This is a genomic window from Paenibacillus sp. FSL R5-0887 (assembly GCF_038002305.1).
In the GTDB taxonomy this organism is placed as follows: domain Bacteria; phylum Bacillota; class Bacilli; order Paenibacillales; family Paenibacillaceae; genus Paenibacillus_AQ; species Paenibacillus_AQ odorifer.
In genome coordinates this window covers 1,994,545-2,013,540 of sequence record NZ_JBBOCE010000001.1, presented here as the reverse complement: position 1 = coordinate 2,013,540, position 18,996 = coordinate 1,994,545, and the positions used below count along the sequence as shown (strand labels likewise).

Genomic DNA, 18,996 nt, shown 5'->3' with positions numbered 1-18,996 from the left:
GTGGAACAGGCGCTTTCCAAACTTGTAATGAAAAAAGATATACTGTCCGACTTGCCTGCTTTTCTCTGTCCTACCGGGTATCTAATTCGTCATTTCGAGCCGGATGATGAACGGAACTGGGAAGAGCTTATACGCCATTCTTTTACAAGGGAAGTTAAATTCGTAGATAAAATCAGTACTCATGTGCCGTTTTATTCTGATCGCTTGTTGTTCATTTGCCGCGGGGATCAGCCTGTAGCGACAGCTACGGCCTGGGAATTAGGCAGTGGAGACCCTAAGCGCTGGTACTTGCATATGGTTGGAGTGCTTCCGGAATATTCTGGCAAAGGCCTCGGTTATGCTGTAAGTCTTGCTGTTTTGCACAAAATAAGAGAATCAGGTGGAGCGGCAGCCTCTTTAGAAACCGATGATTTCAGATTGCCCGCCATCCGTATTTATTTGAAATTAGGATTTCAGCCGGTGTACTTGGATGAGAGCCATCCTGGAAGATGGGAACGAATCCTGCAAAGGCTTTGATTTTAATAATGATTAATGCTAGGGATTAGGGGGGCTATACGCCTCCTTATTTCATTCTGGCACCTACGGAAGAAACTTGATTCAAGAATTAACTTGTCGGTAGGTTTAATTGCTGCTATAGTCATACTGACTTATTAAATGCGTTTAATAAGTCAGTATGACTATAGGTGAGAGGGTGGGAGAGCCATGGCGAGTGAGAAACGACTTCCTTCACAGCAAATGAAATCTGAAATTATCCGAAATATTCGAACAGCATTATTAGAACTAGGAAAAGCAACGAAGGCAGAGTTAAGCCATAAATTGCAATACAGTTTCCCAACGATAAGTAAATTTCTAATGCAGATGGAAGAGGCAGGGGAAATAACGGTCAGCGGTCTGGATGAGTCAAGTGGGGGAAGAAGGGCAATAAGATACACCTATAATCCGAATTATCGGTTAGGGATGGCTATTTTTTTGGAAAAAAATGAAAGCAATTATACCATCTATAATTGCATTGGGGAGGTAATCAAAGAAGGGAGTTTGCCCAGTATTCTTGAGGAAGATGTTAGTAAACTGGTCATGCTTATTGAAAATGAAAAAAAGGCCAATCCTAAAATCCATTCTGTGGCTATTGGAGTTCCAGGTGCGGTGAATCATGGGCAGATTTTTCTGATTCCGGGTTATGAGAAATATCAGAATTTAGATTTGAAAAGACACATAGAAGATCAACTATCTATTCCGACAATCGTGGAAAATGATATGAATGCCGCTGTAATCGGCTATATGACGCAACGAAATTTGAAAGAGAATATATCTCTAATGTATCTGTATTTAGGGAAAAATGGTCCGGGGGCTGGGATCGCGGTCAATGGTGAAATCGTGCGAGGAAAGACGTTTTTTTCAGGAGAAGTTCAATTTTTGCCACAGTATGATCATAAAAATTTCATAGAGGCATTAACTGGAGATCCTGGTGGATCAAATATGCAATCGAATCATAGTGTGGATGCGATTAGTCGATTAGTGGCTACTATGACTTCTATTTTGAATCCGCATTATATTATTTTTTGTGAGGATGAATTAGCTCCAGCCATGCTTAATCAAATCTATGAACGGAGTGCAACATACGTTCCGAAGGAGCATCTTCCAGCGTTAGCGGTAAGTAACTTGAAACGTGATTATCTGAATGGATTACAAAGTCTTGGATTAGGCTTATTAGTTTCACAACAAATAGATGAGAACAATTAAGGAGATAACTATGGCAACTTTTTTTCTTATTATTATTTATTTAGCATTTATTAGTTTAGGCTTGCCGGATTCATTGCTTGGCTCCGCTTGGCCAGTGATGAGAATGGACATAAATGCTTCATTAGGTACTGCTGGAATTCTTTCGATGGTTATTGCAGTAGGGACAATTGTGTCCAGTTTAATGAGTGGTGTTATCCTTAAACGTTTTGGTACAGGGAAAGTGACTCTTATTAGCTGTATCATGACTGCTGTAGCGTTGCTTGGTTTTGCAGGGTCACCTTCGTTAGTCTGGTTAATTATTGCTGCAATTCCACTTGGTTTAGGTGCGGGATCTGTAGATGCCGGATTAAATAGTTATGTGGCTACGCATTATAAAGCCCATCATATGAGTTGGTTACACTGTTTCTGGGGAGTGGGCGCCACGCTGGGTCCTATTATTATGGGCTCTTTTATCTCTGGAGAAGGTCTATGGCGGCAAGGTTATCTTACGGTTGCTTACATACAATTGAGCTTAGTCATTATTCTATTCGTTACACTGCCTTTATGGGATAGAGTGGCTGGGAGCAATAACCACCCGAATGCTGAAAGTGATCCTGAGTTCAACCATCCGGAGCTAGAGCATGCCGCAGAGAACACAAAACCATGGAAATTAAGAGGGGTAAAGCTAGCAATGTTAACCTTTTTATTTTATTCTGCCATCGAAACGAGTATGGGCTTATGGGGGAGCAGCTTTCTTGTAAACATTAAAGACATTCCTGCATCAACTGCAGCGACATGGGTATCATTTTTTTATCTAGGGATTACCTTTGGTAGAATGGTGACGGGTTTCATTACTTTTAAAATGAGTAATAAACAGCTAATTCGATATGGCCAGCTCATTGCTTTAATCGGTACGATACTGTTAGTATTGCCGCTTCCAACTATAGTTTCACTTGTAGGATTTATGATTATAGGTTTAGGGTTAGCCCCCATTTTTCCGTGTATGCTACATGAAACCCCTGTACGATTCGGGAAGAAACATGCTCAGTCGATTATGGGCTTTCAGATGGCAACAGCTTATACTGGCACCACGCTGATGCCGCCTTTTATCGGCTTATTAGCTTCGAAATTCACGCTGGGTATTTTTCCTGCAATGATCGTTTTTTTCGCCATCGTTATGCTCTTGTGTACAGAACAGCTTAATCAATACTCAGCAAAAGTAAATGTCGGTTAAATTTGAATTGAATATATTACGGACTAACCCTTCATATATATAGCTATAGGAGGGGGGAGCTGTAAATGTGGTTGTTAATTATTATAGGTGTTGGATGTCTCTCCGGTTTTATATTGTTTAGAAAGAATATATTGGCCGCCGATCACGAACATTTTCAAGGACCGGAGAAATTGTCCATCATTATCCCCGCAAGAAATGAAGAATACAATTTGCGTTTTCTGCTCGACTCACTCCAGCTCCAAACCATTACCCCCTATGAAATTATTGTTGTGGATGATTTCTCGGAGGATCGGACCAAGGAAATTGCCGAAAGCTATGGAGTTAAGGTTAATGCCAACAGCAGTCTCCCTGAGGGATGGACGGGCAAGAGCTGGGCAATCTGGAATGGGTATTTACAAGCCTCGGGCGATATTTTTGCTTTTCTTGATGCAGATATCCGGTTAAAGCCTAACGCTCTGGCCTCATTATTAAAAGCAAGGGAGCTATCGAAAGGTGTCATTTCGGTAGTTCCTTTTCATCATACAGAAAAGCTGTTTGAGAAACTTGCCTTAATCATGAATATGCTGGGGATCTTCACATTCACCTCTGTTTTTGAAAAGAATAACGCTAAAAAAGGATTATACGGTTCGTGTATTCTAGCTTTAAGGCAGGATTATGAAAAAGTTAATGGCCATCAAAGCATTAGATCTGAAGTGCTGGATGATTTGTCTTTAGGAGAGAAGTTTATCGCTGCAGGTGTTCCCATTAGAAATTTTATCGGTTATGGCTTAGTATCTTTTCGTATGTATCCGAAGGGGATAAAAAGTGAGATTGAAGGCTTCAGTAAAGGGGCTGTCTTAAGCACCTCAACGTTAAGCCCGCGGACAATTATTCCAATCGCGCTTTGGGTGATCGGACTCATCATCTCAGAAACTGTGTTTATTTTTGCGAATACTTCATGGTTTATGCCTTTATTGATCGGTTATCTCCTTTATATGTTCCAGCTCTTTTATTTTATAAAATATGTAGGTGTATTTGGCATCGTTATTCCTGTATTTCACGTGGTGGCAACTGTTTTCTTTATCTTGATTATGCTTTATTCGATATATCAGGTCGTTTTTCTGAGGCATGTAAGCTGGAAAGGAAGGCAGATCCAGGTGGGAGGCCCTAGGGACTAATGATCATATTGTGGGTCGCGGGTTTATTTTTGTCGGGATCTCTTATGTTTTCCTATTGGCTTGGTCTTGCGCGTAAAAAGAACTTGAAAGACATTGGCGACGGTAATCCGGGTGCTTTGAATCTATGGAAGTCATCTGGCTATAAATTCGGAATTTTTGGGGTGTTGTTGGATTTTTTAAAAGGATATCTGCCTCTTTTATGGGTAATGGAAAGTCATTATAGTCAGGGTTATTTCATTATTCCGCTAGCCTTAGCTCCTATTGCCGGTCATGCCTTCTCTCCATTTCTTAAAGGAAAAGGAGGGAAGGCGATCGCCGTAACCTTTGGGGTATGGAGCGCGTTGACAGGATTCAAGGCCTCTTTAGCATTAGCAGTTATCCTGGCAGTGTTGAAAGTGCTCGGCAGCGGGTACAAAAGCAGAGGGAATTCACCTGTCTCGGATGGTGTGCAAGTGGTTAGCGGAATGCTGCTCCTTTTTGTTTATTTGGGCATCAGTAAGTGGTCTGCTCCTATCCTGTGGGTATGGTTTGGGAGCTTTGTGATCCTTATGTATACGCACAGGTTAGAATGGATTGCATGGGTGAAGGAATATTCAAAAAGGGAGCGGGGGCATTGAAGTTACTTTCTTTGTCGCGATAGATGTTTTGTATAGGTTAATAAACAGGTTTCCAGCGATTAATTTCGGGGAAGCCTGTTTTTTTCGGTTTTATAAGATGCGTTATCTTTAAACAGAAGATTTTATAATGGCTAAAGTTGGTGCATTTTAGTATCTTTAATTATAAATGCTTTCAATTTAGAAAGTTACAGAGATAGGGTTATGAACTAAAGGGGGGCTTGTGATGAAGATCGGCGGCAGAGTAAGAAATGGAGGCACATGGTTTACCCATCTGATTTTTTCATTCACATTATTAGCCGTTGTTTTAATCGGACTTGTGGGCAGTTATCTGTATGTTCAGGCTAATCGCTTAATGGTGGATGAGATTGCCAGAGACAGTAAGCAACGACTGATGACTTCAAGTGATTTTGTGGAGAATACGCTGCTGCAAAAATACGAAAACAGTATCCGCAACCGAGCAGTGTCTACCTTGTCGTTAGAAAATCAGTCTATGCTGAATTATTTACTGGACAGTGAATGGGAAGGCAATACGAGCAGAATATTAGCTTTTCGCAAGGATCTCGAAATTTTCAAGCTTACTAATGAAGGCGTTTACAAAATATCCACATACTTCGAGAAAGGAAATTATATCATCGATAACAGCCAATTTTATTCGAAGCTGGACAATTCTCCAGATGCTTCCTTCTTGAAAACTTCAGTGACACCAGCCTTAAACCGCTGGACATATAGAACGTTATCGGATGAAGAAGAGGTGTTGACTTACGCAATCGCCCTTCCCTATGGTGCTTTATCAAAAACATCAACAGGCACCATGTACATTGACGTTAGCTTAGAATACATCAATAAAATGATTTCCAGCACGATGAGCTCGCCGATGGAAAAGCTATATGCTTTTGATGAAAAGGGCAGCCCTATTATCCATACGGGCTCGAACGTCGAAGAGGGGCTTAAGACTGCTAAGCAATGGATGAAGTCAGCAAGGAATAATAAGGAAATTCATTATAATAAACGCGACAAATATGTGTTGTCTTTTAAAAATGACCAAACCTCGAATAATCAATGGAAATACGTATTAATACGGCCTATGAATTCATTTGTATCCTCATCAAAGCAGCTGAAGAGCCAAATATTTGTCAGCTGTATCCTGGTATTGTTAATTGGGCTTCTATTCGCTTATTTGATTTCCAAACGTGTATATGTTCCGATGAAGAAGCTTGTTAACAATGTTCGCAGCTTTTATCATCCAGGCACCGTAAACTATTCGCAAAATGAATTCGCTATTATTGGTAGTACAATCTCAAAGCTAGGTCAAAAAATCGAAACCTTAGAATCTAAAGCTAAAGTGAATGAACTAAAAAATCTGGTATTAGGTGCAGGCGTTGGCTCGGATTACTACGATTATTTACCTTTGCAATGTCATTACATGACTAGCTATATTCGTATAACTAAGGGAGATTGCGAGGAATTCAGGGCTTTTTATGAACAGCATGCTGCCTATAGCTTTTATAAATTCGTCAGCTTAAATACCCAGGAAGCGGCGCTTATCTATTTCAGTGAGTTGAATAAGGATCACGAGGAGCTGGAGCTTTTATTATTGAAGGAACTGGAGCTTATAAAAAATGTGTTGCCTGAGCAACTACACTTTGGAGCAGCGCTTGGATCGAAGGTTCAGGCACCTGAAGAAATCCCCTTTTCGTATCAAAATGCCTTACATGCCTATCGATATCGGTTTATCTATGGTTCGGAAGCTATTGCGCGGTATTCACATATCCCGCTTAACGATGTTACGCCACACTTATTCTCTTTTGATCTTTATAAAAATGCCTTAAAGGCGGGCAATGACGTTACGATGAACAGGTTTATGGACGATTTCCAAAGGGTCATGGAGAAAGGTGATGTCCAATTGGAGACGGTTGAGTTAGGCCTGCTTCAGTTGGTTACGGTCCTGTATCAGACCATTATTGAGCTTGATCTGCAACAAATCGTTTCGCCTTCCAGTCTGTTCGATGAGTTCAAAAAGGAGACGTTGGCCGAAACCCTTGATTCCATTCGTGATTTATCGGCACAAATTACAGCTTATATTCAAGAGTCAGGAAATCACGCACATACAGAGATCATTCATAAATTAAAAATCTTTATCGATGATAATATTCAAGAGGATTTATCGCTAAATAAATTATCTGAGGTTGCTTCGTTGGCGCCATCGTATATTTCTACCTTGTTCGGAACCGTTATGAATGAATCGTTCACTGAATATGTAACCCGAGTGCGGTTGGAGAAGGCGGCTGATTTATTAAGAGAAAAAAAGCAGCTGTCCGTGGCTGAGATTTCTGCTCAGGTGGGTTATCGTAACCCGCAATATTTTCACAACAAATTCAAAACACGTTACGGAGTTACACCGGTCCAGTATAGGAACGCAGGCAATGCAAACCATTCGAACCATTCAAGTGCATAATTCTCCAATCCATGTGGAAAAGGCAATCGTCTCGCGATTGTCTTTTCTTTTGTTCGAAAAATTATAGCCCCAATACGAAGATAATTTACTGATTTTAATGAATTTACAATAGAAAAAGCGCTTACAATGCCCTAACGTAAGGGGTGTTCAGACACAGTCTTAACGCAAAATCGTATTCGGAAGGAGAAAACAACTATGAACCCGGCAAGCACTGCTGGCATTCAAAAACAGGGAGAGAATCTTAAGCCGAAAGTCTCGAGGTGGACACATACTTGGCGCCAATACAAAAAAAACAAATATTTATTCTTATTACTAGCTCCCGTGATCATCTGGTATACCGTATTTGCTTATGGCCCGATGTATGGCATTCAACTGGCCTTTAAAGATTATTTTATTCGTGATGGAATTTGGGGAAGTCCTTGGGTCGGCTTAAAGCATTTCGAATATTTGTTCACAGCTTCACCCGACTTTTGGAAAATCATTAAGAACACGCTTATTATCAGTTTTTACCATATCATTTTTGGTTTTCCTGCACCGATCATATTGGCTCTGTTATTTAACGAACTTAGGTTTTCCTTCTTCAAGAAGGTTGCACAGACGATATCCTATTTACCCCATTTCTTATCCTGGATCGTTATTGGGGGGATATTGATCGCTTTGTTATCTCCGAATTCCGGTGTGGTCAATTATATTATTCAGTGGCTCGGCTTTGATCCCATTTACTTTTTAGGCAGCGAGAAATATTTCCGCTTTACGCTCGTTATGTCAGGAATATGGAAGGAAATCGGCTGGGGAACGATTATATACTTAGCAGCATTAGCAAGCATCGATTCCCAAATGTACGAAGCTGCAGTTCTGGACGGAGCCAATCGCTGGAAACAAACGTTATTTATCACCATTCCTTCGATCCTGCCGGTGATTGCTATTCTGCTTATTCTTCGGGTAGGGAGTGTGCTGGATGCTGGCTTCGATCAAGTCTTAACACTTTATTCACCAGCTGTATATGGGGTGGCGGATACGTTAGATACTTATGTGTACCGGATAGGTCTGCAAAACTTTCAGTTCAGTCTAACGACGGCTGTTGGATTATTTAAAAATGTGGTGGGTCTTATCCTGGTGTTATTTGCTAACTTCATAACGAAAAAAATGGGGCAGGAAGGTCTTTATTAATGAATGAATGTAAGGAAGGAGTAACTACAATTGAAGCTATCCACTGGTGAAAAAGTATTCCAAGTCTTTCTAATCCTATTTGTAATCATTCTTTGTATTACGATGATTTATCCCTTCTTGCATGTGCTCTCTATATCGTTTAGCACCCCTGCGGAAGCACTACGGCCGGGAATTCATTTCTATCCCAAAGAAGTTTCCTTCTTTGCTTGGAAGCGTGTACTGACAACAGATACGGTCTGGCAAACGATGGGGAATACGGTTTTCCGCACAGTTGTAGGAACAGTTCTGACACTCGTGTTTCTGTCACTGGGAGCATATCCGCTATCTCGTAAATATTTGCCGCACCGGGGATTTTATACAATGTTCATTGTCGTAACGATGTTTTTTGGCGGCGGGCTTATCCCTACCTATCTGCTAATCAAAAGTCTGGGACTTATAAATTCGTTATGGGTTTATATTGTCCCCGGCCTGCTCAGCACGTTTAATCTTCTGCTCCTGCGAAATTTCTTTATGGGTATACCGGAGGAACTGGAGGATTCAGCTAAAATAGATGGGGCTAATGATATGCGGATCTTATTTACGATTGTTATTCCGCTGTCGAAGCCTGTTCTAGCAACATTAGCCCTATGGACTGCAGTAGGGCACTGGAACGCTTGGTTTGATGCAATGTTGTATATGCAGGATCAATCAAAGATTGTACTGCAGCTTTTCTTAAGACGGCTTGTTATTTCAGCCGAAGGAGATCCGATGTTACCACTTCCTACCAATGAGCAGGCTCCTGAAATGGTCAAAGCGGCTATTATTATGTTTACAGCGCTGCCTATATTAATGATCTATCCATTCCTGCAACGTTTCTTCGTCAAAGGAATTATGGTTGGATCACTTAAGGGTTAGAAGGCTCAGAACGGTTTAAACAGTCCGCTATATCCGCGGGCTGTCTAAATATATAGATGAACAAAAAAAGGGAGGAAATAAAAGAATATGAGGCATACATCCAAGAAATGGTTGGAAATTGCTGCGATAGCCCTATCGGCTTCACTTGTCATGAGTGGTTGCGGCGGGAATGCGGCGAATAATAACACTAACGAAACGAAGCCGACGAATCAAGGTCAAGGGGGGGCATCAGCAGCTGAAGCTCCGATTGAAATTATTTGGGCGAACAACTTTAATACGCCAGAAGAAGACGGTAACTATGTGCAAACCGAGCTCGAGAAGAAATTTAATGTGAAAATCAAAAATATTAAATTGGAACGTGGAACTTGGAAAGAACAATTTTCAGTGCTTCTAGCTTCTGGAGATATTCCTGATATCTTCCCGGTCGATGCAAACGAAACGGATATGGTGCAATGGGCAGATCAAGGGATTATTGCGACGATTGATAAGGCTGAAATTGAATCCCTGATGCCGAAATATGCAGCAGCATTGGATTCGGTTGATTCCGGGGCATGGGGCGTAGGCTTATACAACGAAAAAAACTGGGGGATCCCGAAAATTTGGCCAGGTGGTCTTGATGGATTTATTCCGGGCTATAATGAAGCCTGGCTGAAAAATATTGGCTACTCAGAACCACCCAAGACATTGGAAGAGCTTGAGGATGTACTCACCAAATTTGTTAATGAAGATCCGGACAAAAATGGGAAGAAGGATACTTACGGTTTAATCGGCCGCGGCAAGCTTCCAGAGCAATTGTTCACAAGTGTCTTCTCAGCATTTGCTGTTTCCCCTTATCAGTTCAAAAAGGATGCTTCCGGGAACGTAGTTTATGGAGGCATTACAGAAGAGACGCGATCAGCATTGGCGTTATTGAGCAAATGGTACAAAGCAGGTCTGATTGATCCTGAATTCATAACTAGTGATAATAACGAAATCAATATTAAATTTGCTGACCAAAAAGTGGGTATGGTGGATAACGGGAAGTGGGGCAATTTTTATAAAGAATCTGGGTTTGTCGCAAAACCTGGTCTAGAGAAAGGTCAAATATTCGTGCCTGGCAAGCCGTTTACAGCTCCAGATGGCGTTGCTTATTCTTTCGCGTATGGTGCAAGACAGGCGCCAGTATTGTTCGGTGTTCAACTCGAAAAGGATGAGAAGAAACGTCATAAGATTATGGAAATTCTCGAATATGTGTCTACGGATTCCGAAGGTTTTCTGCTGACAGGTTTCGGTCAATTGGGTGTGAGCTATGATATGGAAGGGGACCTTGCCATTCCAAAAGCGGATGAAGAGGTTAGTGCTCCGAAGATGGGAGCGGGCAATTTCTATAATCCACTTAGCTCCACAGACACTTCAATGGAAAAACATACGGTAAAACAAGAATTGCTAGATTTGAGAGACAAGATCACTCCAGGTGTTACACCATTGCTAGATGTACTGGGACCAGCCGTATTAACAAGCAAACCCAAGTATTGGGGCAATCTGAAGACGTTGCAAGATACGTTTGTTATCAAAGCAATTACAGGAGAAGCGAACACGGGTAAAGATTTTGATAATTTCAAGGATAGCTGGCTAAAGGCCGGAGGTCAGGAAGTAACGGATGAGGTAAATAAAGTGCTGGCAGATCGTAAATAGCAGCGTTCGCTGATTAGTACTGGATGATAGGCTGGAGCAAAAGCTTGCTCCAGCCTATTTATTAAACCCTTAAGAGAGTTGATTTTAAGATAACGGAGGTAGAAATGAGCGGATTAATTATTTATGAGCAGCCGAATGAAGCCCTGGGGAAAGACGATTTTACAGTGAGTGTACGAGAGCCTGGTGGGGGATGGCAAGCACTGTTTGTTTTTGAAGCAAAGGTGGATATGCATCAGGTTCGATCGACATCGATGGTTTATTTTGATATGGAAGGCACGGTGGAGGTCTCTGTTCATTGTAATAACCGGCAGATTGAACAAGCGGTTATTCGCCCTTTGGCAACCCATATTCCCTTTCAAATCGAAGAGAATACCCTTTTGTTCACATTGGAGCACCCGTGTAAGCTTTCCATTGAAATCAATGGAGAACGTTTTAGTAACTTGCATCTTTTTGCCAACCCCTTGGAGACAGCCCCACCTAAACTTGACGATGATAATGTAGTGCTTGTCCAACCAGGAATACATCAATTTGCGGCTATCGCAGAACAAGTTCATCATTTGTCAGAAAGGGCTAATGGGGAGCGTCAAACGATATATTTTATGCCCGGGCTTCATCAATTCGAGAATCCAATGCTGCATATCCCTTCTGGGACCACAGTTTATATTGCCGGAGGCGCGATCCTTTGCGGATCCATAATGATTGACCATGCTGAGAATGTTGTTGTTCGCGGCAGAGGTGTTCTGTATTTGGCGGATATGGAGAAAACCACTTATTTAAGAGGCGTTCAAATCCAGCATTCTGAACAGGTTGAGATCGAAGGGATCATCACGCTTGATCCTCCGCATTACAGTATATATATCGGAGCGTCTAAGCATATCCGCATTCATAACTTCAAAGCTTTCAGTACACGCGGCTGGTGTGATGGAATTGATATGATGGCTAGCTCAAATGTGGATATTAAAGATGTGTTCTTGAGAACTTCTGATGATTGCATTGCCATTTACGGCAGCCGTGGAGAGTATTATGGAGACTCACGCCATATCACGGTTAAAGATTCCATACTCTGGGCGGACGTTGCTCATGCCATGCATGTCGGTATTCATGGTGATCACCAACATAATGGCGATTTTATAGAAAATATTTGGTTTGAAAATATCGATGTGCTTGAGCATCACGAGCCACAGGAAAATTATTGGGGGGTTATGGCAATCTGTGCAGGGGACAACAATACCGTTCGTAAGGTTACTTTCAAAAATATCCGGGTGGAGGATTTTGAACTGGGGCAGCTGTTTGATGTCCGCGTGGTCTGGAATAAAACCTATAATCCGGTGCCAGGACGATGTATCGAAAATATAGAGTTTAGCGATATCACCTACAATGGGAAGAATATCAATCCTTCCTGTATATTCGGCTATGACGAGGAAAGAGGTGTGAAGGATATTTATTTTTATAATCTTCAGATTAATGGAGAGGTTATTGTCGACCTGAATAACAAACATTTTGTAGTGAATGAATTTGCCAGCGGTATTTATTTGCATTAAATCAGAGGATGTAAATGAATGGAGGAGAACAATGAATTCATTTAAAGAGCTACTCTTTGGAAAATCGCTTAAACGTATTTTTAGGATCACAGTTTCCTTAAGTTTGTTGGTAACGCTAGTGCCTTTATCGGCAGAAGGAGCCGCAGTAGAATCGACAGAGCTGTCGATAATTACGGATTACCAACCTACCATTAATGAGGTTATAGATGAAAGCGGATTCAAACATCCGGGTGTTGGCCTGACCAAGGATATTCTTGAGAATATTAGGACACAGGTACGGGCGCAAAAAGAACCCTGGATCGCTTATTATAATCAGATGCTTCTCTCTCCGGCAGCTTCAAGGACGGTCACTTCCAACAATCAAAGTGGTGCGGATCCGTTGAAACCAGCGAGCGATGCTTTTAATAGCCAGGGCTTTAATTCAAGATTTATAGCGGATGGTTTGAAGGCTTATACACAAGCTCTATTGTATGTAATATCGGGTGATGAGGTTTACAGAGCCAATGCCATGCATATTATCCGGATTTGGTCACAGATGGACCCTGAGAAATACGTGTATTTTAATGATGCACATATTCATACAGGAATTCCACTTAATCGAATGGTTACTGCGGCGGAAATCTTAAGGTACACAAGTGCTCAAACTGAAGAGCTGAAATGGACGGAAAAAGATGTCGCTGATTTTACGAATAATCTTATTAATCCGGTTATTGAAACGTTCCAACACACAAATGATCGTTTTATGAACCAGCATCTTTATCCGCTGCTTGGAGCTATGTCAGGTTATATTTTTACAGGAAATAAAGAGAGGTACAATGAGGGAGTTGAATGGTTTACCGTCAATAAAACCGCTGTCGATCAGGGGCAAAATGGCGCGATAAAAGCTTTATTCAGATGGGTTGATACAAATATTGTAACAGGGGAAAAAGTTAATCCACCCGTAGTTCAGCATGTTGAAATGGGCAGAGATCAGGCGCATGGCGCTGGGGATATAACGAATGTAGAGATTTTATCACGTTTATTATTGGCTCAGGAAACAAAGGTAAATCCGGTAGAGGGGACTGTTTCTAGTGCGCCAAATGCGGTGGGGCCGTATGAATTTCTAGATCAACGGATTTTAAAAGCTGCCGACTACTTTGCGCAGTATATGATTGGCCATGATACACCATGGATTCCAGTGGCGGCACATACAGATGTAAATGGAAATCCAACGATTATCTATAAACACTTGGCTGGCGGTTACAGGGGGAGAATTGGCGGTAATGTCTATGATCTTTATTATTATTATAAATATACAGCTGGAATAAATATGGAGGTTGAAGCTCCTTATTTTAGCGAGATGTTTGCTAAGCGATTGCCTTTCTATTGGGAGTCTCCGGATGGAGGCGGGGATTATTGGCTGTACATTCCTAAAGAAGCAGAGGACGAGGGTACGCTCAATTTGCCGAAGGTGATAACGAATCCAGATTTGAGAGAACTAGAAGACCGGTACACGAAGCTTGATGGTCACTCCACCACAAAACAAGAAGGAGACACTACTTACGTTGAAATTACCGCAACAGATGAGGGCAGTAAAATTGCTTTTGTGGGTGCAAGCAGTGGCGAACGAATCATTGCTTTTAAGATTCGGACTAATGGCATAGCAACCATGGAGGTGTTTGGCGATACCGTTACGCTGCCTGATACAAAGGGGCAATGGAGGTATATTCAGTATGAGTTCAATGAGTTCCAAGGCTTCAGCGATCTTGTCTATTTTAATGTAAAAGGAAATGGAACAACAGTCGATATTGACCATATTAATTTAAAAGCTGGGGCACAGCTTACCCCTCCAGTATTTACATCAGGAAAGGCACCAGTATCTTTATTTACCTATGAGGGATCTACAGCTGCAATTCAATTTGATTTCTCTGCGACAGACGCAGGTGCAACGGATGTTGTTACCTATCAAGCGGATCAGTTACCTGAGGGTGCAGTGTTCAATGAGACTTCAGGTGTTTTCTCTTGGTCTGGAGCACATGCGGGAACCTACTCCTTTGTAGTGAGTGCCGCAGATGGAACTTCGGTTACAGCCAAGGATGTTAGTGTTGTAGTAGCGAATGATCGGCAATCTGCCGTCAACGCCGTCATTTCTCCTTATCATGTTGATGTGCCTTACATTTCGGCAACGTTAGCTCACTATAAGCAAGTGCACGCTGAGGTAATGGATGTAATTACTACTGCCACTGACGAGGTCTTCTATCAGAAGTTATTTGACCTGAATCTCGCAGTGCAAAGTCTTAAAGAATTGACGCCATTAATGAAAGATGGAAGTGTTAATTTTACGAATATGTTTGTTAGCTCAACCTTTGGTAACGCTGTCCCGAACCTGCTGGACAACACAAATGATAGTTTTGTGGGGTATTATACAGCGCAGGATCGGGCGCATTACATGGATTTAGGACCGGATTTTCAAATATCAGCAGAAAGCTTTGAGCTTCAGGTAAGAGCTAGTTTTCCGGAGAGAATTGGCGGCGTTGCAATGTTCGGATCGAATGACAAAGAAAATTGGACCCGCTTAACCCCCGGCTTGACAACAGTTACTGAAGAGATGCAGAGACTTGAGGTTCAAGCAGGCCTGGAGCATGAAAAATTCCGATTTTTGAAAATGGAAATGATAAAGCCTTCGAGTACTATGCTGGAAATTGCTGAATTTAGAATCTTTGGCCAGCGGTATGAGACAGTAAATCAATTAGAGTCCGTGTCCATTCACTCGGATCAAAGCTTAAGAAATCGAATTATACCAGGGGATACGATTCAATTATCCTTTAAGTCTACAGAAATGATCCATAATGTCACGGCCCATATACAGGGTCAACCTGTTGCAGTCAGTTCTGTGGACAATATCAACTGGACAGCTATGCTTGTGGTGAATGAAAATGTTCCATCAGGTACTGTGAAATTTAAGATTAATTATAAAACGGCAGCTGGAGCGGATGCAGTAGAGACTATTTTTACAACAGATGGTTCTACTTTATTCATTGCAGATCAGACGGGACTTGTCGCTAATGTGCTTGAGATAGCAAACCTAATCGATTCCAGTGGAAGAAATCCGGCTGATCTTTTGGCAACAGCAAAAGTTTTATTTGATAATCATTTAGGTTCCATCACTGATTTTCGTTTAAATGGCAGTGGTTATGGTGCATATCTAACCTTTGACTTTAAAGAAGGCGGCCAGGCATTGCTGTCTAGGGTAGAAGTAATCGGAAGGCAAGATAATTATGCGGGCAGAATTAATGGAACAGTGGTGCAAGGCTCCAATGACAATGTGACGTGGATCACGATCTCTAATGTAGCAGGAAATACGCCGGAATGGCAGAAGTTGACGATTAACAGCACAGAACCCTATCGTTATATCCGCATCACCAATGGAAACAACTGGTATGGAAACATGGCTGAACTACGTTTGTATGGTGATGTTACAATCAATTCAAAGCTTGATGCGGTGTCCATTAGCTCCGACCAAAGTATCCAGAAACGAATTGTGCCTGGGGACACGGTGAAATTGTCTTTTAAAGCAAGCGATGCAATTAACCAAGTGAATGTCAATATTCAGGATCAAGTCGCAACCGTTTCTACTGTCGATAAGATCAATTGGACGGCTGAAGCGGTCATGGGCAATAACGCACAACCTGGACCTGTGAACTTTAGTATTAAATACAAGTCAAAGGAGGGAATCGAGGGGCCGGAAAAAACATCAACTACAGATGGTTCCTCTCTGTACATTCCCGATGAGACCGAGTTGATTAGTAATGTGCTTGCGATTACTAATTTAAGTGATTCCAGTGGGAGAACACCCACCGATCTCAGGAATGTTGCGGGATCATTATTCGATGGAAATGCAGGCACAATTACGGATTTTCGGGTAAATGGTAGTGGATATGGAGGATTTATAACGTTTGATTTTAAAGAAGGGAATAGGGTCCAGCTGTCCAAGGCAGAGGTGCTTTCCAGGCAAGATAATTATTTTACACGAATCAATGGGACTGTGGTTCAGGGTTCGAATGATCATACAAGCTGGACGACAATCTCCTCTCCTGCAGGAAAAACGATGGATTGGCAGACCTTAAGTATTAGTAACGCAGAAGCCTATCGTTATATCCGGATCTATAATAGTAGTAATTGGTTTGGAAACATGGCGGAATTACGCTTTTATGGCGTAGTGAAAGGGGCGGACCCAACAGCTCCGGTGACAACGGATGATGCGCCACAAGGTTGGACCAACAAGGATACGTTGGTAACCTTCACAGCTACAGATGCGGGCTCTGGTGTTGCGGCAACCTATTTCACAGTAAACGATGGCGAGCAGCAAACCGGGAATTCAGTTATTTTGTCCAATGAAGGAACACATAAGTTAGTTTATTGGAGCGTTGATAGAGAGGGTAATGTGGAACAGCCGCAGAAGACTGCTGTGATGAAGATTGATCGGACCGCACCACAGGTGGTAATTAAAGGAGAGAGTTCCTATACCATAGAGCAGACATTAAACATCACCTGTAGTGCAGCTGATACTGTATCAGGCATCACTTATTCGCCATGTGATTCAACGCTCGCAGATGTTAAAGCGTATACGCTGGAAGCGGGAACTCATAATGTAACTGCGAAAGCCGAGGATGCGGCGGGCAATGTCGGGCTGGCAGAGCATTCGTATAGTGTATATGCGACATTTGACAGCTTGTCGGCATTAACCGAAAATTTTGCAGCTGAGACGGGTGCTCCAGATTTAGAAAACGTAACCAATTCACTTAAGCAGCAGCTGGCGATCGCCAAAGAAAAAGCTCAGCAGCATGCTGGCGCAGAAGTTCACAGCTTGCTGGAAGCTTTTAATAGTGAAGTGAATCTCCAGAGCAATCAGGTGTTCACTTCTGAGCAGGCAGAGGTTCTAGTCCGTTGGTCACAATGGCTCCAGAATACAACTCCGCTTGCTGGTGGAGCCCCTGGAAAGCCAGTGTTATCTGACAATAATGGGCACGACACCGGGCTTCGAGATGGTAGCTATGCCGTCACGATGAATCTTTGGTGGGGGAACAACGGTACCGAGTTTAAGCTCTATGAAAACGATGTACTGATCAGTACCCAGATGCTGACGGACAGCTCACCGAATGCACAAGCCATGAGTACGGATATTGTGGGCAAATCAAATGGAACCTACACGTACACGTGCGAGCTAGTCAACAGCTTCGGTTCGACTACCTGCGATCCGCTAATCCTTACTGTTACAGATGCAGCGCCGGGCAAGCCTATAGTATCCCACGACAACTGGAGTGGGGATGGAACTTACGACGTTGTGATGAATATGTGGTGGGGAACCAATGGTACTGAGTACCGTTTGTATGAGAATGGAGAAGTAATCGACACACAGACACTAAGCACGGCTACCCCTGCGGCTCAGATGACAGTTACGAAACTTAAAGATAAGACACCAGGTGTATATGAATACTACGCGGTATTAGTCAATGCATCAGGCGAGACATCTAGCGAGAAAATCACAGTAACTGTCAAGCCAAGAAACTGACCATAGAGCTGATGTAATAGGAAGGCCCTTTCTTCGGGATGACTGAGGGATGGGCTTTTTTATAGCAGTTAAAGGATATTATTGAGGGATTGAGACGTTGAATAACGAACGGAGAATTAGGGGAATCTGTAAATTGACATAACACCTAAAGGTGTTATAATGAAAAGCGAACCCAAAAGGTGTTATATTAAATGAATGCTGGAGGCTATTTATTATGCAAACTCAAGAACCCTTACAAGAAATTCGTCAAACGATTTTACTAAATGCGCCAATAGAAAAGGTTTGGAAAGCTGTTGCCACGGCAGAAGGAATGGCAGCCTGGTGGATGCCTAGTACATTTGAGCCTGTTGTTGGGCATGAATTCATCCTGCATGCTGGACAATTCGGAGATTCTCCTTGTAAAGTAACCGAAGTTGATCCTCCGAATCGTGTTGGTTTTAATTGGGGGAAGGATTGGCATCTTGCTTTTGAACTGAAAGAAATCGAAGGGAAAACTGAATTTACCTTGATTCATTCTGGATGGGACCCTGAAAAAATTACTGAATTTGGCCAACCACATCCAATCGTACGCGGCTTTATGAACAGCGGCTGGGAAAAAATCGTCCAAGAAAAACTTCCTGCTTATATCGAGGCTTAATATGCCGGTTGCAGAAGCAGGACATGATGTATTTCAAGCGATAGCAGATCCTACCCGCCGCAGTCTGCTAAAGCTGCTCGCTAATAAGGAAATGTCTATAGCATCTATTACGGATTGCTACCCGATCAGCCGAACCGCTGTTAATAAGCATTTACAGGTATTGTCCGATGCGCAGCTTGTTAGCAGTCAGAAAGTCGGACGGGAGACCCGGTATAAGCTTCAGCCAGAACCTTTGCTGGAGCTGCAAGATTGGCTTGCCTTTTTTGAAGGTTACTGGGCTAATAAATTATTTGCGCTTAAAGAATATGTTGAGGCTGACTCAGAGGAGAAGTAATAAACCGGGAGGC

Annotated in this window: 13 protein-coding genes; all 13 read left to right on the top strand. The window is 42.3% G+C overall.

Annotated features, from left to right (window positions below):
* Positions 1-516: a GNAT family N-acetyltransferase gene (locus MKY14_RS08995; protein ID WP_339174542.1), complete on the top strand. Its 516-nt coding sequence runs from the start codon at positions 1-3 to the stop codon at positions 514-516.
* Positions 517-702: 186 nt separating this feature from the next.
* Complete coding sequence (locus MKY14_RS08990; protein ID WP_339168341.1) at positions 703-1,740, top strand: ROK family transcriptional regulator; 1,038 nt, start codon at positions 703-705, stop codon at positions 1,738-1,740.
* Positions 1,741-1,750: 10 nt separating this feature from the next.
* Entirely contained in the window at positions 1,751-2,953 is a 1,203-nt protein-coding gene (locus MKY14_RS08985; RefSeq protein ID WP_340976347.1) for an MFS transporter, read from the top strand.
* Between the two features lie 65 nt (positions 2,954-3,018).
* Positions 3,019-4,110 (top strand): glycosyltransferase, encoded by a 1,092-nt coding sequence (locus MKY14_RS08980; protein WP_340976346.1) that lies wholly within the window; start codon positions 3,019-3,021, stop codon positions 4,108-4,110.
* Entirely contained in the window at positions 4,110-4,727 is a 618-nt protein-coding gene (locus MKY14_RS08975) for a glycerol-3-phosphate acyltransferase (RefSeq protein WP_339168336.1), read from the top strand. Before MKY14_RS08980 ends, MKY14_RS08975 begins: the two co-directional genes overlap by 1 nt.
* Before the next feature lie 223 nt (positions 4,728-4,950).
* Positions 4,951-7,182, top strand: coding sequence for an AraC family transcriptional regulator (locus tag MKY14_RS08970; protein WP_339168334.1), 2,232 nt, complete (start codon positions 4,951-4,953; stop codon positions 7,180-7,182).
* A gap of 195 nt (positions 7,183-7,377) precedes the next feature.
* The gene (locus tag MKY14_RS08965; RefSeq protein ID WP_339168332.1) at positions 7,378-8,352 is read left to right on the top strand and encodes an ABC transporter permease; all 975 of its coding nucleotides are present in this window, start codon (positions 7,378-7,380) and stop codon (positions 8,350-8,352) included.
* Positions 8,353-8,382: 30 nt separating this feature from the next.
* Entirely contained in the window at positions 8,383-9,246 is an 864-nt protein-coding gene (locus tag MKY14_RS08960; protein ID WP_076129850.1) for a carbohydrate ABC transporter permease, read from the top strand.
* Positions 9,247-9,333: 87 nt separating this feature from the next.
* The gene (locus tag MKY14_RS08955; RefSeq protein ID WP_076129851.1) at positions 9,334-10,920 is read left to right on the top strand and encodes an extracellular solute-binding protein; all 1,587 of its coding nucleotides are present in this window, start codon (positions 9,334-9,336) and stop codon (positions 10,918-10,920) included.
* A 104-nt stretch (positions 10,921-11,024) separates the two neighbouring features.
* Entirely contained in the window at positions 11,025-12,461 is a 1,437-nt protein-coding gene (locus MKY14_RS08950) for a glycosyl hydrolase family 28 protein (RefSeq protein ID WP_340976344.1), read from the top strand.
* 31 nt (positions 12,462-12,492) lie between these two features.
* Positions 12,493-18,012 (top strand): discoidin domain-containing protein, encoded by a 5,520-nt coding sequence (locus MKY14_RS08945; protein ID WP_340976343.1) that lies wholly within the window; start codon positions 12,493-12,495, stop codon positions 18,010-18,012.
* Positions 18,013-18,226: 214 nt separating this feature from the next.
* Positions 18,227-18,649, top strand: coding sequence for an SRPBCC family protein (locus MKY14_RS08940; protein ID WP_339187474.1), 423 nt, complete (start codon positions 18,227-18,229; stop codon positions 18,647-18,649).
* Position 18,650: 1 nt separating this feature from the next.
* Positions 18,651-18,983, top strand: coding sequence for an ArsR/SmtB family transcription factor (locus MKY14_RS08935; protein WP_036688259.1), 333 nt, complete (start codon positions 18,651-18,653; stop codon positions 18,981-18,983).
* Positions 18,984-18,996: the final 13 nt, after the last annotated feature.